Annotated in this window: 22 protein-coding genes; 6 read left to right on the top strand and 16 right to left on the bottom strand. The window is 58.6% G+C overall.

Features of this window, described 5'->3' with window-relative positions:
- Nucleotides 1-2: 2 nt before the first annotated feature.
- Both KFZ77_RS14510 and murQ read right to left on the bottom strand, forming a co-directional pair.
- Nucleotides 3-1,367, bottom strand: a complete 1,365-nt coding sequence (locus tag KFZ77_RS14510) for a PTS transporter subunit EIIC (protein ID WP_264384589.1) — start codon at nucleotides 1,365-1,367, stop codon at nucleotides 3-5.
- 10 nt (nucleotides 1,368-1,377) lie between these two features.
- Nucleotides 1,378-2,274, bottom strand: a complete 897-nt coding sequence (gene murQ / locus KFZ77_RS14515; protein WP_264384590.1) for an N-acetylmuramic acid 6-phosphate etherase — start codon at nucleotides 2,272-2,274, stop codon at nucleotides 1,378-1,380.
- 117 nt (nucleotides 2,275-2,391) lie between these two features.
- On the opposite strand from murQ, the gene KFZ77_RS14520 reads away from it, so the two are divergent.
- Nucleotides 2,392-3,240, top strand: coding sequence for a MurR/RpiR family transcriptional regulator (locus KFZ77_RS14520; protein ID WP_031520269.1), 849 nt, complete (start codon nucleotides 2,392-2,394; stop codon nucleotides 3,238-3,240).
- A 55-nt stretch (nucleotides 3,241-3,295) separates the two neighbouring features.
- Nucleotides 3,296-3,556, top strand: a complete 261-nt coding sequence (locus KFZ77_RS14525; RefSeq protein WP_264384591.1) for a YfhL family 4Fe-4S dicluster ferredoxin — start codon at nucleotides 3,296-3,298, stop codon at nucleotides 3,554-3,556.
- Here the strand turns inward: KFZ77_RS14525 and acpS are convergent.
- The 11 genes from acpS to rpoE all read right to left on the bottom strand — a co-directional run bounded on the left by acpS (nucleotide 3,553) and on the right by rpoE (nucleotide 12,982).
- The gene (gene acpS, locus KFZ77_RS14530; RefSeq protein ID WP_031520265.1) at nucleotides 3,553-3,933 is read right to left on the bottom strand and encodes a holo-ACP synthase; all 381 of its coding nucleotides are present in this window, start codon (nucleotides 3,931-3,933) and stop codon (nucleotides 3,553-3,555) included. The two genes, KFZ77_RS14525 and acpS, sit on opposite strands and share 4 nt — an antisense overlap.
- Nucleotides 3,933-4,664, bottom strand: coding sequence for a pyridoxine 5'-phosphate synthase (gene pdxJ, locus KFZ77_RS14535; RefSeq protein ID WP_264384592.1), 732 nt, complete (start codon nucleotides 4,662-4,664; stop codon nucleotides 3,933-3,935). The genes acpS and pdxJ overlap by 1 nt, the downstream gene beginning before the upstream one ends.
- A gap of 88 nt (nucleotides 4,665-4,752) precedes the next feature.
- Nucleotides 4,753-5,469 carry a DNA repair protein RecO gene (gene recO / locus KFZ77_RS14540; protein WP_264384593.1) on the bottom strand — a complete coding sequence of 239 codons (717 nt, stop codon included), beginning with the start codon at nucleotides 5,467-5,469 and terminating at the stop codon, nucleotides 4,753-4,755.
- Between the two features lie 11 nt (nucleotides 5,470-5,480).
- The gene (era, locus tag KFZ77_RS14545; protein ID WP_031520259.1) at nucleotides 5,481-6,386 is read right to left on the bottom strand and encodes a GTPase Era; all 906 of its coding nucleotides are present in this window, start codon (nucleotides 6,384-6,386) and stop codon (nucleotides 5,481-5,483) included.
- Nucleotides 6,383-7,063, bottom strand: a complete 681-nt coding sequence (gene rnc / locus KFZ77_RS14550; RefSeq protein ID WP_031520258.1) for a ribonuclease III — start codon at nucleotides 7,061-7,063, stop codon at nucleotides 6,383-6,385. The genes era and rnc overlap by 4 nt, the downstream gene beginning before the upstream one ends.
- Before the next feature lie 250 nt (nucleotides 7,064-7,313).
- Nucleotides 7,314-8,288, bottom strand: coding sequence for a signal peptidase I (gene lepB / locus KFZ77_RS14555; protein WP_264384594.1), 975 nt, complete (start codon nucleotides 8,286-8,288; stop codon nucleotides 7,314-7,316).
- Between the two features lie 13 nt (nucleotides 8,289-8,301).
- Complete coding sequence (lepA, locus tag KFZ77_RS14560; protein ID WP_264384595.1) at nucleotides 8,302-10,101, bottom strand: translation elongation factor 4; 1,800 nt, start codon at nucleotides 10,099-10,101, stop codon at nucleotides 8,302-8,304.
- A gap of 204 nt (nucleotides 10,102-10,305) precedes the next feature.
- On the bottom strand, nucleotides 10,306-10,785 hold the full coding sequence (gene rseC / locus KFZ77_RS14565) for a SoxR-reducing system protein RseC (RefSeq protein WP_264384596.1): 480 nt from the start codon (nucleotides 10,783-10,785) through the stop codon (nucleotides 10,306-10,308).
- Nucleotides 10,782-11,735: a sigma-E factor regulatory protein RseB gene (gene rseB / locus KFZ77_RS14570; RefSeq protein ID WP_031520250.1), complete on the bottom strand. Its 954-nt coding sequence runs from the start codon at nucleotides 11,733-11,735 to the stop codon at nucleotides 10,782-10,784. The genes rseC and rseB overlap by 4 nt, the downstream gene beginning before the upstream one ends.
- The gene (gene rseA / locus KFZ77_RS14575) at nucleotides 11,735-12,376 is read right to left on the bottom strand and encodes an anti-sigma-E factor RseA (protein ID WP_031520248.1); all 642 of its coding nucleotides are present in this window, start codon (nucleotides 12,374-12,376) and stop codon (nucleotides 11,735-11,737) included. The genes rseB and rseA overlap by 1 nt, the downstream gene beginning before the upstream one ends.
- 30 nt (nucleotides 12,377-12,406) lie before the next feature.
- Entirely contained in the window at nucleotides 12,407-12,982 is a 576-nt protein-coding gene (gene rpoE / locus KFZ77_RS14580) for an RNA polymerase sigma factor RpoE (protein ID WP_031520247.1), read from the bottom strand.
- Between the two features lie 407 nt (nucleotides 12,983-13,389).
- On the opposite strand from rpoE, the gene nadB reads away from it, so the two are divergent.
- A complete protein-coding gene (gene nadB, locus KFZ77_RS14585) occupies nucleotides 13,390-15,009 on the top strand; it encodes an L-aspartate oxidase (RefSeq protein ID WP_264384597.1) in 1,620 nt (539 codons plus the stop codon).
- Here the strand turns inward: nadB and trmN are convergent.
- Nucleotides 14,994-15,731, bottom strand: a complete 738-nt coding sequence (trmN, locus tag KFZ77_RS14590) for a tRNA(1)(Val) (adenine(37)-N(6))-methyltransferase TrmN (protein ID WP_264384598.1) — start codon at nucleotides 15,729-15,731, stop codon at nucleotides 14,994-14,996. The genes nadB and trmN overlap by 16 nt on opposite strands.
- Before the next feature lie 129 nt (nucleotides 15,732-15,860).
- Between trmN and srmB the strand changes: the two genes are divergently transcribed.
- Entirely contained in the window at nucleotides 15,861-17,201 is a 1,341-nt protein-coding gene (srmB, locus tag KFZ77_RS14595; RefSeq protein WP_031520242.1) for an ATP-dependent RNA helicase SrmB, read from the top strand.
- Between the two features lie 44 nt (nucleotides 17,202-17,245).
- On the opposite strand, the gene grcA is transcribed toward srmB, so the two are convergent.
- A complete protein-coding gene (grcA, locus tag KFZ77_RS14600) occupies nucleotides 17,246-17,629 on the bottom strand; it encodes an autonomous glycyl radical cofactor GrcA (RefSeq protein ID WP_031520240.1) in 384 nt (127 codons plus the stop codon).
- Between the two features lie 279 nt (nucleotides 17,630-17,908).
- Here grcA and ung point away from each other — a divergent pair, with 279 nt between their 5' ends.
- A complete protein-coding gene (gene ung, locus KFZ77_RS14605) occupies nucleotides 17,909-18,592 on the top strand; it encodes a uracil-DNA glycosylase (RefSeq protein ID WP_264384599.1) in 684 nt (227 codons plus the stop codon).
- Between the two features lie 46 nt (nucleotides 18,593-18,638).
- On the opposite strand, the gene KFZ77_RS14610 is transcribed toward ung, so the two are convergent.
- Nucleotides 18,639-19,724, bottom strand: coding sequence for a tRNA/rRNA methyltransferase (locus tag KFZ77_RS14610; protein ID WP_031520236.1), 1,086 nt, complete (start codon nucleotides 19,722-19,724; stop codon nucleotides 18,639-18,641).
- A 208-nt stretch (nucleotides 19,725-19,932) separates the two neighbouring features.
- Here KFZ77_RS14610 and trxC point away from each other — a divergent pair, with 208 nt between their 5' ends.
- Entirely contained in the window at nucleotides 19,933-20,352 is a 420-nt protein-coding gene (gene trxC / locus KFZ77_RS14615; RefSeq protein WP_031520234.1) for a thioredoxin TrxC, read from the top strand.
- Nucleotides 20,353-20,378 lie beyond the last annotated feature (26 nt).

Raw genomic sequence — 20,378 nt, forward strand, 5'->3', positions numbered from 1 at the left:
CCTCACTCCTCTGGATCGTTAAAGCCAAGGAACCATGTGAAAAGAAATCCTGCGGCTACTGCTACTAAATAGCCTAACAGATAGATGGCAACTTTTCCGGTTACGATGGTTAACGCCAGCGGCAGGCCCGAAATACCAAAAGTGACGACCGTTGCGACTTTGAAATAGCTGATCAGCGCCCCGCCAACGGCACCGCCGAGGCAGGCACCGAGAAACGGTTTACCGAGCGGGAGCGTGACGCCAAAGATCAGCGGTTCGCCGACGCCCAGCAGCCCCACCGGCAGCGCGCCCTTAATCACCTTTTTCAGACGCGCATTGCGGGTTTTCATCAGCACCGCCACGGCAGCGCCAATCTGCCCGACGCCCGCCATCGCCAGCACCGGCAACAGCGCGTTGACGCCGTGGGCCTGTACCAGCTCGACGTGGATCGGCACCAGCCCCTGATGCAGCCCGGTGAGCACCAGCGGCAGGAAGGTGCCGGCCAGCAGTCCGCCCACCAGCAGGCCGCCCTGGTCGATGGCCAGCGTCGCGCCGTGGGCGATGGCATCGGAGATCCAACCGCCCAGCGGCTGCAGCGCGACAATCGCCACCGTGGCGGTAATCAGCGTAGTCAGCAGCGGGTTAAGGATCAGCTCAATCGAGCCGGGCAGGCGCTCGCGCAGCCGCTTCTCAATCCAGCACATCAGGGCCACCACCAGCAGCACCGCGATCACCCCGCCGCGTCCGGGCTGTAAGGCCTCGCCGAACAGGGTGATCTGCGCCAGCTGCGGGCTGGAGAGAATGCCCGCCATCACGCCGCCCATCGCCATTGAGCCACCGAATACCCGTGCGGCGTTAACCCCCACCAGAATATTCATGATGGCAAATACCGCGCTGCCGAAAATGCCCAGCAGGCCGAGGACGTTGGGGTACTGGGTGGCGACGTCGCCAACGATGTCCGGGCGTTTGAGAATGTTGATGATGCCGGTGATCAGACCCGAGGCGATGAACGCCGGGATCAGCGGGATAAAGACGTTGGCAAGCTGGCGCAGGGCATCGCTCATCGGCGCTTTATAGCGCGCTTTCGCCTGGGCTTTGCTCTGCGCGATGGCGTCAACCTCACGCGGTGCAGCGCTCTGCTGCATCGCGGCGCGCATGGCATCCACCACCTGCGCCGCCCGGCCAGGGCCAACAATCAGCTGATGTTGCGCCCCCTGCTTCACGTAGCCACTAACGCCGGGCAGCGCTTTCAGCGCGGCAATATCCAGCCGCGCGTCGTCATGCACTTCCAGGCGCACGCGCGTCATGCAGTTTTCCAGCCGGTGAATATTGCCCTGCCCGCCGACGCCCAGCAGAATACCGCTGGCCAGCGCTGAGGTTTTGTCCATGACGCCCCCGTTATTGTTGCGCTAAGGCCGCGCGTAAAAAGCCGTTGTGCTGTGCCAGCCGCGCCCGCGCCGTTTCCGCATCCAGACCGCTGAGGATCATCAGGATAGCGGGCTTCACGTCGTAGCCGGTCTGCTCCAGCACCGTCTGCGCCTCGTCGCGCGCCACGCCGGTGGCTTCCATCACCATGCGACAGGCGCGGTCCACCAGCTTCACGTTGGTGGCTTTCATATCCACCATCAGGTTCTGCCAGACCTTGCCCCACTTCACCATCGCCCCGGTGGAGATCATATTCAGCACCAGCTTCTGGGCGGTGCCGGACTTCAGACGCGTCGAGCCGGTGAGCGCTTCCGGGCCAACCACCGGCGAAATAGCGATTCGGGCGATACTGGCGATGGGCGACGCCGGATTACAGGAGATGGCTACCGTGGTGCAGCCTTCAGCCTTTGCAAATTCAAGCCCGCCGATAACGTACGGGGTGCGGCCCGAGGCGGCCAGCCCGACCACCAGATCCTGCGGCGTCAGGCCCAGCGCCTGTAAATCTGCTTTGCCGAGCGCCGGATCGTCCTCCGCCCCTTCCACCGCTTTAAGCAGCGCACCGGGGCCACCGGCGATCAGGCCGATCACCACGCCATGCGGCACGCCGAAGGTCGGTGGGCATTCGGACGCGTCCAGCACGCCGAGGCGACCGCTGGTGCCCGCCCCCATATAAATAATGCGTCCGCCTGCGGCGAGCGCGGCGGCGGCGGCATCCACCGCCTTTGCCACCTCGGGTAGCGTGGCGCGTACCGCATCGGCGACCTGCGCATCCTGTCGGTTAAAACACTCAACCAGTTCCCGGGTGGAAAGCGAGTCGAGATCCATGGTGTCCGGGTTCCGGGATTCAGAAACCAGCGAGCCGAGATTCATATTGCACCTCTGAATATTTAATTCATAATAACCACGCTATAATGGAATATAAAATTCAATCGGGCGAGTTAATTTCACGCCTTTATGTCGACGATCACATTTGCCGGGGAGCGATCCGTGAACTGCTTAATTCGTATCCGCCAGCGCTATCCAACGCTGGCACAGAGTGACCAGAAGCTGGCGGACTACATTCTGGAAAATCCGGAAGCAGCGCGTCATCTCAGCTCCCAGCAGCTTGCCGTCGAGGCGGGCGTCAGCCAGTCGAGCGTGGTGAAGTTTTCCCAGAAGCTTGGCTTTAAAGGATTTCCGGCGCTGAAACTGGCCATCAGCGAGGCGCTGGCCAGTTCGCCGACCCCGCATTCGGTGCCGGTGCACAACCAGATCCTGGGCGACGATCCGCTGCGTCTGGTGGGGGAGAAACTGATCCAGGATAACTATGCGGCGATGCTGGCTTCGCTGGACATCAACAGCGAAGAGAAACTGCTGACCAGCGTGATGCTGCTGCGCAACGCGCGCCGTATTCTGATCACCGGTATTGGTGCCTCCGGGCTGGTGGCAAAAAATTTCTCGTGGAAGCTGATGAAGATCGGTCTGAACGCCGTCGCGGAGCTGGACATGCACGCCTTGCTGGCAACCGTGCAGGCGATGGAGGCGGACGACGTGCTGCTGGCGATCTCCTACTCCGGTGAGCGGCGTGAAATCAACCTCGCGGCGGATGAAGCGCTGCGCGCCAATGCGCGGGTGCTGGCGATCACTGGCTTCAGCCCGAATGCGCTGCAGCAGCGGGCGACCCACTGTCTCTATACCATCGCCGAGGAGCTGGCGACGCGCAGCGCGGCCATCTCTTCCTCCAGCGCCCAGATGATGCTGGCGGATCTTCTGTTTATGGCGCTGGTGCAGCAGGATCTGGAGCACGCGCCGGAGCGTATCCGCCACAGCGAGGCACTGGTAAAAAAACTGGTCTGACGGGGGAATGGGCGTATAATGCCCGCCCTGTTTGTGTTGTTTTGAGAATTTCCCAATGGCGTTGCTTATCACAAAGAAATGCATCAACTGCGATATGTGCGAGCCGGAGTGCCCGAACGAGGCGATCTCTATGGGAGACAGCATCTACGAAATCAACGCTTACCGCTGTACCGAGTGCGTGGGTCATTACGACACCCCGACCTGCCAGAAAGTCTGCCCGATCCCCAATACCATTCTGAAAGATCCGGCGCACGTCGAGAACGACGAGCAGCTGTGGGACAAGTTCGTTCAGCTGCATCACGCCGATAAAATTTAACTTTCGATAATCACCGTGGCGCAGGCGTAGTGGCGCTCATCGGCAAGGGTGACGTGTACCGATTTCACGCCCATCTGTTCCGCCAGCCGTTCCGCTTCATCGCGCAGCCGCAGCCGCGGTTTCCCCAGCGCGTCGTTAAACACTTCGAACTGATTAAACGCCAGCCCGTTACGAATGCCGGTACCAAAGGCTTTTGCCGCCGCCTCTTTCACCGCAAAGCGTTTAGCCAGGAAGCGTACCGGTTGCTGATGCGCCTGATACTGCGTCCACTCATAGTCGCTCAGCACGCGCTGCGCCAGACGATCGCCGGAGCGGGAGATCACTGCCTCGATGCGGGCGATCTCCACGATATCGGTACCCAGGCCGAGGATCGCCATCAGCGACGCGCGTCCAGCATCAGGCGTTTCATCTCAGCCACCGCCTCTTTCAGGCCGCTCATCACCGCGCGACCAATAATGGCGTGACCGATATTCAGCTCGTGCATTTCCGGCAGCGCTGCGATGGGCTGGACGTTGTGGTAGGTCAGGCCGTGGCCGGCATTCACCTTCAGGCCTTTGCTGGCAGCGTAGGTTGCAGCGGCGGCGATGCGCGCCAGCTCGCGGGCCTGCGCGGCCTCATCGACGGCATCGGCATAGCAGCCGGTATGAATTTCGATGTACGGCGCGCCAGCGGCGACGGCGGCATCGATCTGCGCGTGGTCAGCATCGATAAACAGCGACACCAGAATCCCGGCATCCGCCAGACGCTGGCAGGCATCACGCATTTTGTCGAGCTGGCCCGCCACGTCGAGACCGCCTTCAGTGGTGACTTCCTGACGCTTCTCCGGCACCAGGCAGCAGAAATGTGGCTTTGTGTCGCAGGCGATGGTCAGCATCTCTTCGGTAACGGCCATCTCCAGGTTCATGCGGGTGTCGAGGGTCTGGCGCAGCACGCGCACATCGCGATCGGTAATGTGGCGGCGATCTTCACGCAGGTGAACGGTAATACCATCCGCACCGGCCTGCTCAGCGATAAAGGCGGCCTGAACCGGATCGGGATAAGCGGTACCACGGGCGTTACGCAGCGTGGCAATGTGGTCGATGTTAACGCCTAACAGCAATGCAGCCATGACTATCCTCGTAAGTAAACGTCGCCTTCTGAGAGGCTTATCAGTGTGGTGTTCTGCCGCCAGTGTACACGTTTGCCGGAAAGGCTGACTATCGCGCCGTCCTTTTTGGTACAAACTGGCGGAACAATTCCCGGCTCTTCAAGGGCTTGCCGCCGAGATAGGGTTTAAGGGCGATACGCGTAAAGCGTTTGGCGGCCCGCAGCCGATCCATATCGGGAAATTCGCGACTGGCCAGGGCTTTGAGCTGGCTGCCGGTAAAGGTCGCGTTATCGACCACCAGACTGGCGATAAACCCTTTCTCTTCCCGATAGCGGTAGGTCATCTCATCGGCTACCTCATCGCCGCTCCCGGCACAGTGCAGGAAATCGACGCCGTATCCCAGGTGGCCGAGCAGCGCCAGCTCAAAGCGGCGCAGGGCTGGCTCCGGCGATCCGGTGGCACCGGCTAAGGCCTGAATGCAGTGGAGATAGTCGAAGAACAGCTCGGAAAAACGGGTTTCCGGCTCCAGCACGCGGGCGATAAGTTCGTTAACATACAGACCGCTGTAGAGCGCGATGCCGCTGAGAGGAAGTGCCAGGGAGACTGCTTCAGCGCTGCGCAGGGTTTTGACTTCCCCGCGCCCGCCAAAACGCACCAGCAAGGGTGTGAAGGGCTGTAACGTGCCTTTGAGACTTGAACGCTTAGCGCGAGCGCCCTTGGCTATCAGCCTGATGCGGCCCGACTCTTCGGTAAAGAGATCGAGCATCAGGCTGGTTTCGCTCCAGGGGCGACTGTGCAGTACGAAGGCGCGTTGCCAGCCTTCCATCCGGCATGACCTTAGCGGTCTTCGCCGTAGCCGAGACTGCGCAGGGCGCGCTCGTCGTCAGCCCAGCCGGATTTAACCTTGACCCACAGCTCAAGATAAACGCTGTTGTCGAACATCTCTTCCATGTCTTTACGGGCTTCAATGCCGATGGTTTTGATCTTGGCGCCTTTGTTGCCAATCACCATCTTCTTCTGCCCTTCACGCTCAACGAGGATCAGGCCGTGGATGTCATACCCACCGCGCTCGTTGGTCTGGAAGCGTTCGATCTCAACGGTGACCGAATACGGCAGCTCGGCCCCGAGGAAGCGCATCAGCTTCTCGCGGATGATTTCCGAGGCCATAAAGCGCTGTGAACGGTCAGTGATGTAATCTTCCGGGAAGTGATGCTCGGATTCCGGCAGGTGCTTACGCACGATGGCCGCGATGGTATCGACGTTCACGCCGGTTTCGGCAGAGAGCGGGACGATATCGAGGAAGTTCATCTGCGCGCCGAGGAACTGCAGGTGCGGCAGCAGATCCGCTTTCTCCTGCACGTTGTCCACTTTATTCACCGCGAGGATGACCGGCGCTTTGCTGTCGCGCAGCTTGTTCAGCACCATCTCGTCGTCGGCGGTCCAGCGCGTGCCTTCCACCACAAAAATCACCAGCTGCACGTCAGCGATGGAGCTGCTCGCCGCTTTGTTCATCAGGCGGTTAATGGCGCGCTTCTCTTCCATATGCAGGCCGGGGGTATCAACATAAATGGCCTGATACGCGCCTTCGGTATGAATACCGACGATACGGTGGCGGGTGGTCTGCGCTTTACGCGAAGTGATGGAGACTTTCTGCCCCAGCAGTTTATTCAGCAGGGTGGATTTCCCTACGTTCGGGCGGCCAACAATGGCGATAAACCCGCTATAACTCTTTTCGTCGCTCATTCCAGCTCCAGTTTTTTAAGTGCCTGTTCAGCGGCTGCCTGCTCCGCTTTACGGCGGCTGGAACCCGTGCCAACCACTGGTTCGCTGAGGCCACTCACCTGGCAGTGGATAGTAAATTCCTGATCGTGGGCTTCGCCTCGCACCTGGACCACCAGATAGGATGGCAGCGGCAGATGGCGGCCCTGCAGATATTCCTGCAAACGCGTTTTCGGATCTTTTTGCTTATCGCCCGGACTGATTTCATCCAGACGGGTCTGATACCAGCTCAGGATCAGACGCTCAACGGTATTGATATCGCTGTCGAGGAACACCCCACCGATTAATGCTTCCACGGTGTCGGCGAGAATCGATTCACGACGAAAACCGCCGCTTTTCAGTTCGCCCGGACCAAGACGCAGACATTCACCCAGTTCAAATTCACGCGCAATTTCCGCCAGCGTATTGCCGCGCACCAGCGTGGCGCGCATACGGCTCATGTCGCCCTCATCCACGCGCGGGAAGCGGTGGTAAAGCGCATTGGCGATAACGTAACTGAGAATGGAGTCACCCAGGAATTCCAGCCGCTCGTTGTGCTTACTGCTGGCGCTGCGATGGGTCAATGCCTGTTGCAACAACTCCTGATGTTGAAAAGTGTAGCCCAGCTTGCGCTGGAGCCGATTAATTACGATGGGGTTCATGCGATACCAGTTAATGAATGCGTCGACTATTCAGCACACGGAACAGACCTGATAACTATCAACGCTGTTTCGTGTGCCGTGGCACCCGTTTGGGGCCAACCAAAAACTTCGGGAAATTATTCTATACAGAACCTGAGGGGATGTCGTTAGCCAGACGAGATTTATATTCTAAATAATTTTAAAAGCGCCAACGGCATATTATGAAATTCCCGGTCAACGCGTGAGGGCGTGACCGGGAATAATCAGGAGATCAGTGAATACCGCCGATGCGGTTGAGGCGCAGACCGGTCGGCCACTCCCCTTCCTGCTTCTCGAAGCTCATCCAGATCGCCGTAGCTTTACCCACCAGGTTCTGCTCCGGCACAAAGCCCCAGTAGCGGCTGTCGGCGCTGTTGTCGCGGTTATCACCCATCATGAAGTAATAGCCCGGCGGTACGATCCAGGTCGCGATCTGGCTGCGGGTCTGGCGGAAGTAGCCGCCCACATTGTCCTGCGCTTCCGGGTTGAGCAGAATGCGGTGCGTCACATCGCCCAGCGTTTCGTTACGCTGCGCCAGGCGCACGCCCTGATCCATGCTCTCACCCTGCGGCACGTTGAAGAAGCCTTTGCTTGATTCAACGCCGCCAGCAAAGCTGAAGGTCTGAATGAAATCGCTCGGCTTCGCATCCGAATAGGTCACCGCCAGTGCGCTTTCGCATGCCTGACCTGACGCGCAGTTCGGCTCAATGGTGACCTGCTTGGTGAACGGATCGTAGCTGACGCGATCCCCCGGCAGACCCACGACTCGCTTGATGTAGTTGACGCGCGGATCGTTCGGGTATTTAAACACGGCGATATCGCCGCGTTTCGGATGCCCGGTTTCGATCAGCGTTTTCTGGTACAGCGGATCCTTGATGCCGTAGGCGAATTTTTCCACCAGGATGAAATCGCCGATAAGCAGCGTCGGCATCATGGAGCCTGACGGGATCTGGAACGGCTCGTAGATGAACGAGCGCACCACCAGCACCAGCGCCAGCACCGGGAATACCGATGCGCCCGTTTCCAGCCAGCCGGGCTTCTGCCCGACTTTCTTCACGGTTTTCTCATCCAGCGCCCCACCTGCGGCAGCCTGCGCCGCCGCCTGGCGCTCACGACGTTTCGGGGCAAAAACAAACTTATCCAGGCACCACAGGATGCCCGTTACCAGCGTCGCAATAACCAGAATCAGCGCGAACAAATTCGCCATGACTACTCCTTAATTATTTACCGTCTTTACCGACGTGTAAGATGGCGAGGAACGCTTCCTGCGGCAGTTCGACGTTACCGACCTGCTTCATACGTTTCTTACCTTCTTTCTGTTTCTGCAACAGTTTCTTCTTACGGCTGACGTCACCGCCGTAGCACTTGGCGAGTACGTTTTTACGCAGCTGTTTCACCGTCGAGCGGGCAATGATGTGGTTGCCGATGGCAGCCTGAATCGCGATATCAAACTGCTGGCGTGGGATCAGATCTTTCATCTTCTCAACCAGCTCGCGACCGCGGTACGGGGCGTTGTCGTTGTGGGTGATCAGCGCCAGCGCATCGACGCGCTCGCCGTTGATCAGCACGTCCACGCGCACCATGTTCGAGGCATGGAAGCGCTTGAAGTTGTAATCCAGCGACGCGTAGCCGCGGGAGGTGGACTTCAGACGGTCGAAGAAGTCGAGCACCACTTCCGCCATTGGGATTTCGTAAGTCAGCGCCACCTGGTTACCGTGGTAAACCATGTTGGTCTGCACGCCGCGTTTCTCCACGCACAGGGTCATCACGTTGCCCAGATACTCCTGCGGCAGCAGCATGTGACACTCGGCGATTGGCTCGCGCAGCTCTTCGATGTTGTTCAGCGGTGGCAGCTTGGACGGGCTGTCGACATACACCACCTCTTTACTGGTGGTTTCCACTTCATACACTACCGTCGGCGCAGTGGTGATGAGGTCGAGATCGTATTCACGCTCCAGACGCTCCTGGATGATCTCCATGTGCAGCAGGCCGAGGAAGCCGCAGCGGAAGCCGAAGCCGAGCGCCGTGGAGCTTTCCGGCTCGTAAAACAGGGAAGCGTCGTTGAGGCTCAGCTTGCCGAGCGCATCACGGAAGTTTTCATAGTCGTCCGAGCTGACCGGGAACAGACCAGCGTAGACCTGCGGCTTCACTTTTTTGAAGCCTGGCAGCGCTTTATCCGCCGGGTTACGCGCCTGGGTCAGGGTGTCGCCCACCGGGGCACCAAGAATGTCTTTGATGGCGCACACCAGCCAGCCTACCTCGCCGCATTTCAGCTCGGTACGGTCAACCTGTTTCGGGGTGAAGATGCCCAGACGATCGGCGTTATAGACCTGTCCGGTACTCATCACTTTGATTTTGTCGCCTTTACGCATGGTGCCGTTTTTAATACGCACCAGCGAGACGACGCCCAGGTAGTTATCAAACCAGGAGTCGATGATCAGCGCCTGCAGCGGGCCATCCGGATCGCCTTCCGGGCCAGGGATGTCGCGGACCAGACGCTCAAGCACGTCCTGCACGCCAACGCCGGTTTTCGCCGAGCAGCGCACCGCGTCGGCAGCATCGATACCGACGATGTCTTCGATCTCTTCCGCCACGCGCTCCGGATCGGCCGCCGGCAGGTCGATTTTGTTCAGAACCGGCACCACTTCCAGGTCCATCTCCATCGCGGTGTAGCAGTTAGCCAGGGTCTGGGCTTCTACGCCCTGCCCGGCATCTACCACCAGCAGCGCGCCTTCACAGGCCGCCAGTGAACGGGATACTTCATAGGAGAAGTCAACGTGGCCCGGAGTGTCGATGAAGTTCAGCTGGTAGGTTTCACCGTCAGCCGCTTTATAGTCGAGGGTAACGCTCTGCGCTTTGATGGTGATGCCACGCTCGCGCTCCAGATCCATCGAATCAAGAACCTGCGCCGCCATTTCACGATCGGACAAGCCACCGCACAGCTGAATGATACGGTCAGACAGCGTCGATTTACCGTGGTCGATATGGGCAATAATGGAAAAGTTACGTATGTTCTTCATATTTTGGAGTTTTATGCCTTACGTGTGCCTTCAGGGCTTCGCGCAACGCGCAGTTCGAGCCTTCTGTCTGTGGCTGTCTGTGGTCTGAAACGCCGCATTCTACACTACAACCAGAAAGCGGGGAAATGCTCATCCAGCACGCGGTGTCGCTGGATGAAATGTCTGAGAGGAAGACGCGTGCAGCACCCGCAACACGCGAGGCGATCAGCGGTTATCCTGAGGAGTAGAGGTTTCAACGCGCAGCGCATCCGGCGGCAGCCCGACGCTGATGATCACCGGCTGCCATTCGTTGCGGCGGGTGAGCTTTTCGCCCCAGCCGCGCGCCAGCAGGAAGCCGCCCACGCCGCCAAGCAGCGCGCCGCTCATGGCTGCCAGATCGCTGGCAAACAAGGACTGGAACAGGCCCGCCATGATAAACAGACCGGCCAGCGGTGCCATATAAACCAGCAGCGCCGAGCCAAGCAGGCTGCTTTCAGCAATGCCCAGCTCCACTTTCTGCCCCGGCACCAGCGGTTCAGCACTGGACACGGCGATAGTGTGGGTGTTTTGCGGGCCGAGCTTATTCAGCACGCGACTGCCGCAGCCGCTGCGGGAGGCGCAGCTGTTACAGGAGGCTTTCACGTCGCAGCTCAGCAGCGCTTCGCCATTTTCCCAGGACACGACCGTCGCCCACTCTTTGATCATTGGCTTGCCTTAAATTTGATGCTGTCCGCAATGCGTTTCGCGGTTGGCGGTGGCAGTTCGCCCACCACGGTGATTTCCGCATTATTACGCACTGAGGTGTTTACCGTGCGACGTCCGGTGCGCAGCGTCTGCTCGGCGCTGGCGCTGGTCGCGCGGTTGATGTTCACGGAGAAACTAAACAGCCCGTCAGAGTAGAGACGGGACTCAATCGGCAGCTCTACACCCGGCAATGGACGGCGGCTTTTCGATACTTCGCTAAAGCCCTGCGGCAGCCAGGTAGGTGCCCAGTTGAAATTGACGTTATCAGAAGCCGGAACCGACAGCAGCGGCGGCAGGCTGGCTTTGGCGAGATTCTGCATCATGCCTTCCACCTGCTGATTCACGGTAAAGGAGATCACCCGGAACTGCTCCAGGGTTTCCCCGTCGCGATCGAGCAGATCAACGCGCAGCGGCAGATGGGTTTCGCTGTCAAGCCAGGCGATATAGCTGTAACGCGTACCGTCACGCGCTACCACGCGGATCACTTCGCACAGCCTGTCGGCGATACGGTTGCGACCCACGGGGATAAAGTCGTAATACGGCGCGAGGCGTTTGAAGTCGGTGTAAGCCAGAGACGGCAGCGAATCGACGATGTATTCGCCATTGAGCGTAAAAGGCTCAAGCCCGGGTTCGAAGTAGCTGATTTCACTGCCGCGCTGGACCACTTCCCGGCGCGGGCCGTCCATCTGCAACAGCTGGGCCAGCGGGGTGTTATTCAGCACCGCATGGCGATAGCGTAACGACTCCACGCCCTGCTTGTTGATGCTGATAAAGGCTAACTCGTAGTTCAGGGACTGGCTTGCCGCGTTCATCTGCTGCAACAACGCCCCGGATGCGGTATCAGCCAGGGCGTTTGTTGAGAAGAACAGGGTACCAGCCATAAGGGACATGGCGCACCAAAGCTGCTTCATTACTGCGATTGAGTTCCTAAAGTCTGGTTTCCTGGTACCTGAACCGCTGCCTGCTGATTCTCATCCGCCTGGATTTGATCGGCGTGGAGGCGACGCTGCAGTTCATAGTCCTGAAGCATCGCGTTAATGCGGCGACGCTGCTCCTGCACCTGCTGCTGGCCGGCACCGGAAAGATTATCCGCCGGTACGCCAAGGCTTACCGGGCTGGCTTTGCCCATTACCGGCAGGGTATTGAATACCGGCGTCTCAGGCTGGGCGCTGGCGTCGCTCGGGGTGTTGTACTGCTGCACGCCAACGATAACGGCAAGCGAAACACAGGCGGCAACGCCCATCTGCGTAAGCTGACTCGCCCACGGACGGACTTTATGCCAGAACGGCATCTTTTGCCAGCTCTGCGGCTCAGGCTGCGCTTCCGGGATTAACGGGGCAACGCCGTGTGCAGGCTCGTTTTCCAGGGCGGCCATCACGCGCGCTGAGATGTCAAAATGCAGCACGTCGCTGGTATCACCCCGCATCGTGTCGCGGATCAGGTGATAGTGTTCCCAGGTTTGCTGCAGCGATGCGTCTTTAGACAGCTCCGCCAGCAGCGCACTGTCTACGGTCTCACCATCCATCAAAGCGGAAAGTTGTTCTTTCTGCATGCCTATACCTTTTCCAGTATCCCGCTATCGTCAACGCCTGATAAGCGGTTGAACTTTATTATCAATTGCTTCACGCGCACGGAAAATGCGCGAACGAACCGTACCGACCGGGCAATCCATGATGGCGGCTATCTCTTCATAGCTAAGTCCATCCAACTCCCGCAACGTAATTGCCATACGTAAATCTTCCGGGAGCGACTCGATAGTGCGGAAAACAATTTGTTTCAGTTCTTCAGACAACATTAAGTTCTCAGGGTTCGAAATTTCTTTCAACGCGCCGCCACTTTCATAATTTTCGGCGTCGTTGGCATCCACGTCACTTGACGGCGGACGGCGTCCCTGAGCGACAAGATAGTTCTTGGCGGTATTTACCGCGATGCGGTACAGCCAGGTGTAAAAGGCGCTATCGCCCCGGAAAGAGTCCAGCGCGCGATAGGCTTTGATAAAGGATTCTTGCACCACGTCAGGAACATCACCTGAGGGCACATAACGGGAAACCAGGCTCGCCACTTTATGCTGGTAGCGGACTACCAGTAAGTTAAACGATTTCTGATCTCCTTTCTGGACCCGCTCGACGAGGATCTGATCCGTTAACTGCTCGCTCATCCGAGGTAATGTCTCCTCAAAACTCATCTCCACGCGTAATCGGAACGACTCCGGCACCTGCTGGCGCTGCGAGCAGGGATATGACCGCTATTCGTCCTGTAAATTCCGTTACGCCGTTGTTGTTATGATCTGTTGAGCGGAAGCAGGCTCTACGCTGTTCATTATACGTTCCGCTGCAGTGAAAGGGTGGCTTTTAACAATACGTTGCCAGACAGACCGGGTGCAGGTTAACGCAAGCGCACTTTTATTTCATCTCTTTAAATCCTGGCTGCTCAGGTTGTCAGCTGCTTTTTCCGCTTTCCCTGCCGCCTGGTTTAGCGTTTACAACCGCAAGGCGAAAAAATGCTGCTCACCTGGCAAATGTGGTGCTATGCTGCGGCAACCTTGTTTAGTAAATTAAACACATCATGACAACCACACCCGATTATCGCTGTGATGTTCTGATCGTTGGCAGCGGCGCAGCCGGCCTGTCGCTGGCGCTGCGACTCGCCGCCAGCGCCAGCGTTATTGTGCTCAGCAAAGGCCCGGTCAGCGAAGGCGCGACCTTTTACGCCCAGGGCGGCATCGCTGCCGTGTTTGATGAAACCGACAGCATCGCTTCCCATGTGGAGGATACCCTGATTGCCGGTGCCGGCCTGTGCGATCGTGACGCCGTTGAGTTTGTCGCCACTAACGCGCGGCACTGCGTCCAGTGGCTTATCGATCAGGGAGTGATGTTCGATACCGAGATCCAGGCGAACGGCGAAGCGGGTTATCACCTCACCCGCGAAGGCGGGCACAGCCATCGCCGCATCCTGCATTCCGCCGATGCGACCGGAAAAGCGGTAGAAACCACGCTGGTCAGCCAGGCGCTCAGCCATCCCAATATCCGTATTCTCGAACGCTTTAATGCCGTGGACCTGATCCTCTCAGACCGGATCGGCGTTGAGGGTCCGCGTCACGCGGTGGGAGCATGGATCTGGAACCGCAACCAGGAGCGGGTGGAAACCTGCCATGCGAAGGCCGTCGTGCTGGCAACCGGCGGGGCGTCAAAAGTCTATCAGTACACCACCAACCCTGACGTGGCGTCCGGCGATGGCGTCGCAATGGCGTGGCGCGCTGGCTGTCGCGTCGCGAATCTCGAATTCAACCAGTTCCACCCCACCGCGCTTTACCATCCTCAGGCGCGCAATTTCCTGCTGACCGAAGCGCTGCGCGGCGAAGGGGCATACCTGACTCGCCCGGACGGCAGCCGCTTTATGCCGGAAATCGACCCGCGTGCCGAGCTGGCACCGCGCGATATTGTGGCGCGCGCCATCGATGGCGAGATGAAGCGTCTCGGGGCCGACTGCATGTTCCTTGATATTTCGCATAAATCCCCGGCGTTTATTCGTCACCACTTTCCGACCATCTACGAGAAGCTGCTGACGCTGGGTATCGATCTCACTACCGATCCGGTCCCGGTCGTACCGGCGGCGCATTACACCTGTGGCGGCGTGATGGTGGATGAACACGGGCGCACCGACGTTAACGGGCTGTATGCGATCGGTGAGGTCTCCTGCACCGGGCTGCACGGTGCCAATCGCATGGCATCGAATTCGCTGCTGGAGTGTCTGGTGTACGGCTGGTCGGCAGCGGAAGATATTCGCGCCCGTCTGCCCGTGACCCGCGTTCATGACGCGCTCCCGGCCTGGGACGAAAGCCGGGTGGACGATGCAGACGAGCGCGTGGTGATCCAGCATAACTGGCACGAGCTGCGGCTGTTTATGTGGGATTATGTGGGGATTGTGCGCACTACACGGCGGCTTGAGCGCGCCCTGCGCCGCATCACTATGCTGCAGCAGGAGATCGATGAGTACTATGCGCATTTCCGCGTCTCGAACAACCTGCTGGAGCTGCGTAATCTGGTGCAGGTGGCGGAACTGATTGTACGCTGCGCGATGATGCGCAAGGAGAGCCGCGGCCTGCATTACACCCTTGATTATCCGGATGTTGCTGAGGATGCCGGCCCGTCAGTGCTGGTTCCCCACGCCTACATAAATAAATAGAAGGCCTGGGTCAGACCGCAGTAGGCTTCAGAGTAGCTCTGGTCTGGCCCACGAATGATCAGTCGATCGCTGAACAGCTCACCCGCCTGCGGAGAAAACGCCAGCAGCACCCGGTGCGGCAATCGCCCTTCGGTTTCAGCGATATCGGTGCGCAGCCTGCTGTGCCATCCCATCTCCAGCGCCTTCTGCGTAAAGGCTGCGCCTTCGGACTCCGGCAGCACCACGCAAAAAAATCCCTCTTCGGTAATACGCTGTGCGGCGCAGAACAGTAATGCGCTATGATCGAGCGTAGTGGTATAGCGTGCCTGCTGACGTTCCGGGGTGGCACACTCAACGCCCTGTGGGAAATAGGGCGGATTGCTGACGATAAGCTCGTAGCGCTGGGTTTGCTCCCGCGCCCAGGGCTGAATATCGGCAGCGTGAACCCGAATGCGTTCGCGCCAGGGTGAAGCCTGCACGTTGTCGGCCGCCTGTGCCGCAGCGTCGGGCTCCAGCTCCACTGCATCAATCGTCACGTCATCCGGCGTGCGCTGCGCCAGCATCAGCGCCAGTAAGCCGCTACCGGTGCCAATGTCGAGCATGCGCTTCACTCTGGCAACCGGCGCCCAGGCCCCCAGCAGAATGCCGTCGGTCCCCACTTTCATGGCGCAGCGGTCATGGGCGACAAAAAATTGCTTGAAGGTAAAACCGTTGCGGCGGAGTGGGGATTTTGGCTGGGACATCTTTGCTACCTTATCTGAATTCCGGTTTAGCATAGGGCAAAGCGAAGCGGCTTAAAAGGCATAACCATACAAACAGATGAACATTACAGCCCGAACGTCTATAATCGGCGGCCCACACTGAGGTAGAACATGACTGTAACGACTTTTTCCGAACTCGATCTCGACGATAGCCTGCTGGATGCGCTCCAGGATAAGGGTTTCACCCGCCCCACCGCCATCCAGGCCGAGGCGATCCCGCCCGCGCTGGAAGGACGCGACGTTCTTGGCTCTGCGCCGACAGGTACCGGTAAAACGGCAGCGTACCTGCTGCCCGCGTTGCAGCATTTGATCGACTTCCCGCGTAAAAAATCAGGGCCGCCGCGCATCCTGATCCTGACCCCGACGCGCGAACTGGCGATGCAGGTGGCGGAACACGCCCGCGAACTGGCAGCCCATACGCATCTCGACATCGCCACCATCACCGGCGGTGTGGCCTATATGAACCATGCTGAGGTGTTCAGCGAAAACCAGGACATCGTGGTCGCGACCACCGGTCGTCTGCTGCAGTACATAAAAGAAGAGAACTTCGACTGCCGCGCGGTTGAGACGCTGATCCTCGACGAAGCCGACCGCATGCTCGACATGGGCTTTGCGCAGGATATCGAAACCATCGCCGGTGAAACCCGCTGGCGCAAGCAGACCATGCTGTTCTCCGCGACGCTCGAAAGTGAAGAAGTGAGCGACTTCGCGAAGCGCCTGCTGGAAGATCCGGTTGAGGTATCTGCCCTGCCGTCCACCCGCGAGCGTAAGAAGATTCATCAGTGGTACTACCGCGCAGACAACATCGAACATAAAACCGCCCTGCTGGTGCATCTGCTGAAGCAGCCGGACGCCACGCGTTCCATCGTCTTTGTCCGCAAGCGCGAGCGTGTGCACGAGCTGGCCACCTGGCTGCGAGAAGCGGGCATCAACAACTGCTATCTCGAAGGTGAGATGGTGCAGGTTAAGCGTAACGAAGCGATTAAACGCCTGACCGACGGGCGCGTTAACGTGCTGGTTGCCACCGATGTGGCCGCGCGCGGGATTGATATTCCCGACGTCAGTCACGTCTTCAACTTCGATATGCCTCGCACCGGCGATACTTACCTGCACCGCATCGGCCGTACCGGCCGCGCCGGGCGTAAAGGCACGGCGATCTCACTGGTCGAAGCGCATGACCATCTGCTGCTCGGCAAAGTAGGTCGCTACATCAGCGAGCCGCTGAAGGCGCGTGTGATTGACGAGCTGCGTCCGACGACGCGTGCGCCGAGCGAGAAGCTGACCGGTAAGCCGTCGAAGAAGGTGCTGGCGAAACGCGAAGAGAAAAAGAAAGAGCAGGATAAAGACAAGCCGCGCGTGAAGGTGCGCCATCGCGACAAGAAAAACATCGGCAAGCGCCGTAAGCCTGCGGGATCAGCCGCAGCGGCGGAAAACCCGGAAAAGGGTGAATAAAAATAAAAACGGCGGGTCTCCCCGCCGTTTTTTTTCGCCTGCGATTACAGGCTTTCGGTAAAGGTACGGGCGATCACGTCGCGCTGCTGTTCCGGTGTCAGGGAGTTGAAGCGCACCGCATAGCCAGAAACACGGATGGTCAGCTGCGGATATTTTTCCGGATGCTTAACTGCATCTTCCAACGTTTCACGACGCAGCACGTTAACATTCAGGTGCTGACCGCCTTCCACGCGCACTTCCGGTTTTACTTCCATCGGAATTTCACGGTATTCGATATCACCCAGCGTGGCCACCGGCACCACGTCATCTTCGGCATAGCCGCCTTTTGCACACAGGCAACGCGCTTCGCCTTTTTCGTTGTCCAGCAGCCAGAAAGAGTTCATCAGAGCGTCGTTTGCTGCTTTAGTAATCTGGATACCTGTAATCATAGTATGCCTCCCGGGCGATTATTGATGATGGCTCAGCGACTCGCTGGCTCATTGGTAAAACCATTGTTGCTATCCTGTTTATATACCAGCCAGACAGGCGCGATTCTTTGACCAAAATCAATTAAATCCGCATACCGGGAAGGGGTATACGTCCAGGTTCTTGTTTAGCATCAAAATTCACTTTTCCGGATGACCGGGGTTGCTGAATGCGCACTGAGGTTTTGTTCTTACCCGATAAGACGTTAAGCTAAAAGGAAGTAACCTTCGCAGGAGAGCGAGATGACAAGCCCCCTGACCTGGCATGACGTGCTGGCAGACGAGAAACAGAAACCCTATTTTCAGCAGACGCTGCAAACCGTGGCCGCCGAGCGCGAAGCCGGTACCACTATCTATCCGCCGCAGAAGGACGTCTTCAACGCCTTTCGCTTTACCGAGCTGGGGGATGTGAAAGTGGTGATCCTCGGCCAGGACCCCTACCACGGGCCAGGTCAGGCGCACGGTCTGGCATTCTCGGTGCGTCCGGGCATTGCGCCGCCGCCGTCACTGGTGAACATGTACAAAGAGCTGCAAAACTCGATACCGGGCTTCGAACGTCCGACCCACGGCTATCTGGAAAGCTGGGCGCGTCAGGGCGTGCTGCTGCTCAATACCGTGCTGACGGTACGTGCCGGGCAGGCGCATTCTCACGCCAGCTTAGGCTGGGAAACCTTTACCGATAAAGTGATCGAGATTATCAACCAGCATCGGGAAGGGGTGGTGTTCCTTTTGTGGGGGTCTCACGCCCAGAAAAAAGGGGCGATTATCGACGGGAATAAGCACTGCGTACTGCGAGCGCCGCACCCGTCACCGCTGTCAGCCCACCGTGGATTCTTTGGCTGCGATCACTTTGTGAAAGCCAATGCCTGGCTTAGCGAGCGCGGCGAAACGCCCATCGACTGGCAGCCGGTGCTCCCGGACGCATAACAAAAAAAGCCAGCGCAATGCTGGCTTTTTTCATGTCGTCGGTCGCTTAGCTGTGGTTCTGACGCCACCATTCCGCAAGCAGAATGCCGGTGGCAACCGAAACGTTGAGGCTTTCCACATTCCCGGTACCATCGATGGCAATGCTCAGATCGGCACCGGCGAAGGTCGTTTCAGAAACGCCCTCTTTCTCCTGCCCCAGCACCAGCACCATTTTCTTCGGCATGGAAGCTTTAAACAGCGGCGTGCCTTTATGGCTGGAGGTGGTGACGATAGCGTAGCCCGCTTTGCGGAACGCATCGAGAGACGCCTGGAAGCCATCGCCGGTAATAGCTTCAACGTGCTCGGCCCCGCCTTCTGCGGTGCGGATCGCCGCACCTGATTCCAGCAGACCGGCATCCTGCACCACGACGCCCTTCACGCCGAAATGCGCGCAGCTGCGCACGATAGCGCCGAGGTTATGCGGGTTGCCGACATCTTCCAGCGCCAGTACGCAGTCAGTTTCGCCGGCCTGGGCCAGCCACTGCGGTACGCTGATACCGTGACGTTTCTTAATAATGAAGCAGACGCCGCCGTGATGTTCGGTGCCGGAGGCTTTCACCAGATCGGCGTCTTCCACCACATGATAGGCTTTGCGGTTGGCAGCCATCCAGCGCAGCGCTTCTTTAAAGCGAGGGGTGACGCTCTGGACAAACCAGGCGCGCACGATGGCTTCCGGGCGGCTCTGGAACAGCGCCTGACAGGCGTTCTCGCCGTAGACGCGCGCCTCTTCAGCACGCTGTTTGCGGATCACTTCCGGATCGACATAGCCTTTCGGCAGTTCAGCATTCGCCGCGTTTGCCTGCGCGGCATCGTCACGCGGCGGACGGGAAACGGTGCGCCACGGCGAACTCTCTTCACGTTGACCATGACCCGCGTCGCGACCGCGGCGGTCATCACGCTGGCCACGACCGCCGTCGCGGCTACGGTTTTCATCACGGCCGCCACGACGGCCGCCTTCAGCGCGGGAGGAGCTTTGCGGGCGGCCTCCACCTTTCCCGGTGCGGGGATTTTCAGATCGTTTTTCTGCGTTATCGTCTCCGCGAACATACATTACGCGGACCTTACCGCTCTTACCTTTTAAATCGTCGTTCATGCTTTTCTCCACCAGCGCTGCGCGAAGCGCGAAGATTACCCGATGTACTGGCGCATAGCCATGACCTTCTCTCAAAAGCTAATAACTATTGTACTCATTGAATAAATCGCGTTGTCGATATCTTTGACCTGAATGATAATGTGTAACATCTTTGAAACAAATTGAGCAAATTGCTCACCAAACCGGCTACATGTGCCTGAGGTTAACGATGAATACCGTCTGTACCGCCTGCCAGTCCGTCAACCGCCTTCCTGATGACCGCATTGATGATGGCGCCAAATGTGGGCGCTGCGGCCATGAGCTTTTCGATGGCGAAGTGATCAACGCCACCGGTGAAACGTTTGATACGTTGCTGAAAGACGATCTGCCCGTCGTGGTCGATTTCTGGGCGCCGTGGTGTGGCCCGTGCCGTAACTTTGCGCCCGTCTTTGAAGACGTGGCGGAAGAGCGCAGCGGGAAAATGCGCTTTGTTAAAATCAATACCGAAGCTGAACGCGAACTGAGCGCCCGCTTCCGTATTCGCAGCATTCCCACCATCATGATTTTTAAAAATGGTGAAATGGTCGACATGCTGAACGGCGCAATGCCGAAAGCGCCTTTTGACAGCTGGCTCAACGAGTCAGTCTGACCTGCCGGGGCAGGCTTGTACCCTGC

The organism is Siccibacter colletis (genome assembly GCF_025914095.1).
In the GTDB taxonomy this organism is placed as follows: domain Bacteria; phylum Pseudomonadota; class Gammaproteobacteria; order Enterobacterales; family Enterobacteriaceae; genus Siccibacter; species Siccibacter colletis.

Excerpts from the sequence above, each read along its gene's own strand:
- murQ (WP_264384590.1), bottom strand. The coding sequence starts at position 2,274 with ATGAATCTCGGCTCGCTGGTTTCTGAATCCCGGAACCCGGACACCATG.
- KFZ77_RS14610 (WP_031520236.1), bottom strand. The coding sequence starts at position 19,724 with ATGAACGACGATTTAAAAGGTAAGAGCGGTAAGGTCCGCGTAATGTAT.
- lepB (WP_264384594.1), bottom strand. The coding sequence starts at position 8,288 with ATGGCGAATTTGTTCGCGCTGATTCTGGTTATTGCGACGCTGGTAACG.
- acpS (WP_031520265.1), bottom strand. The coding sequence starts at position 3,933 with ATGGCGATCCTCGGCCTGGGTACCGATATCGTGGAGATCGCCCGCATC.
- trmN (WP_264384598.1), bottom strand. The coding sequence starts at position 15,731 with ATGTCCCAGCCAAAATCCCCACTCCGCCGCAACGGTTTTACCTTCAAG.
- nadB (WP_264384597.1), top strand. The coding sequence starts at position 13,390 with ATGACAACCACACCCGATTATCGCTGTGATGTTCTGATCGTTGGCAGC.
- pdxJ (WP_264384592.1), bottom strand. The coding sequence starts at position 4,664 with ATGGCTGCATTGCTGTTAGGCGTTAACATCGACCACATTGCCACGCTG.
- era (WP_031520259.1), bottom strand. The coding sequence starts at position 6,386 with ATGAGCGACGAAAAGAGTTATAGCGGGTTTATCGCCATTGTTGGCCGC.
- recO (WP_264384593.1), bottom strand. The coding sequence starts at position 5,469 with ATGGAAGGCTGGCAACGCGCCTTCGTACTGCACAGTCGCCCCTGGAGC.
- ung (WP_264384599.1), top strand. The coding sequence starts at position 17,909 with ATGACAAGCCCCCTGACCTGGCATGACGTGCTGGCAGACGAGAAACAG.
- srmB (WP_031520242.1), top strand. The coding sequence starts at position 15,861 with ATGACTGTAACGACTTTTTCCGAACTCGATCTCGACGATAGCCTGCTG.
- rseB (WP_031520250.1), bottom strand. The coding sequence starts at position 11,735 with ATGAAGCAGCTTTGGTGCGCCATGTCCCTTATGGCTGGTACCCTGTTC.
- grcA (WP_031520240.1), bottom strand. The coding sequence starts at position 17,629 with ATGATTACAGGTATCCAGATTACTAAAGCAGCAAACGACGCTCTGATG.
- rseC (WP_264384596.1), bottom strand. The coding sequence starts at position 10,785 with ATGATCAAAGAGTGGGCGACGGTCGTGTCCTGGGAAAATGGCGAAGCG.
- rseA (WP_031520248.1), bottom strand. The coding sequence starts at position 12,376 with ATGCAGAAAGAACAACTTTCCGCTTTGATGGATGGTGAGACCGTAGAC.
- KFZ77_RS14525 (WP_264384591.1), top strand. The coding sequence starts at position 3,296 with ATGGCGTTGCTTATCACAAAGAAATGCATCAACTGCGATATGTGCGAG.
- rnc (WP_031520258.1), bottom strand. The coding sequence starts at position 7,063 with ATGAACCCCATCGTAATTAATCGGCTCCAGCGCAAGCTGGGCTACACT.
- rpoE (WP_031520247.1), bottom strand. The coding sequence starts at position 12,982 with ATGAGCGAGCAGTTAACGGATCAGATCCTCGTCGAGCGGGTCCAGAAA.
- KFZ77_RS14510 (WP_264384589.1), bottom strand. The coding sequence starts at position 1,367 with ATGGACAAAACCTCAGCGCTGGCCAGCGGTATTCTGCTGGGCGTCGGC.
- lepA (WP_264384595.1), bottom strand. The coding sequence starts at position 10,101 with ATGAAGAACATACGTAACTTTTCCATTATTGCCCATATCGACCACGGT.
- trxC (WP_031520234.1), top strand. The coding sequence starts at position 19,933 with ATGAATACCGTCTGTACCGCCTGCCAGTCCGTCAACCGCCTTCCTGAT.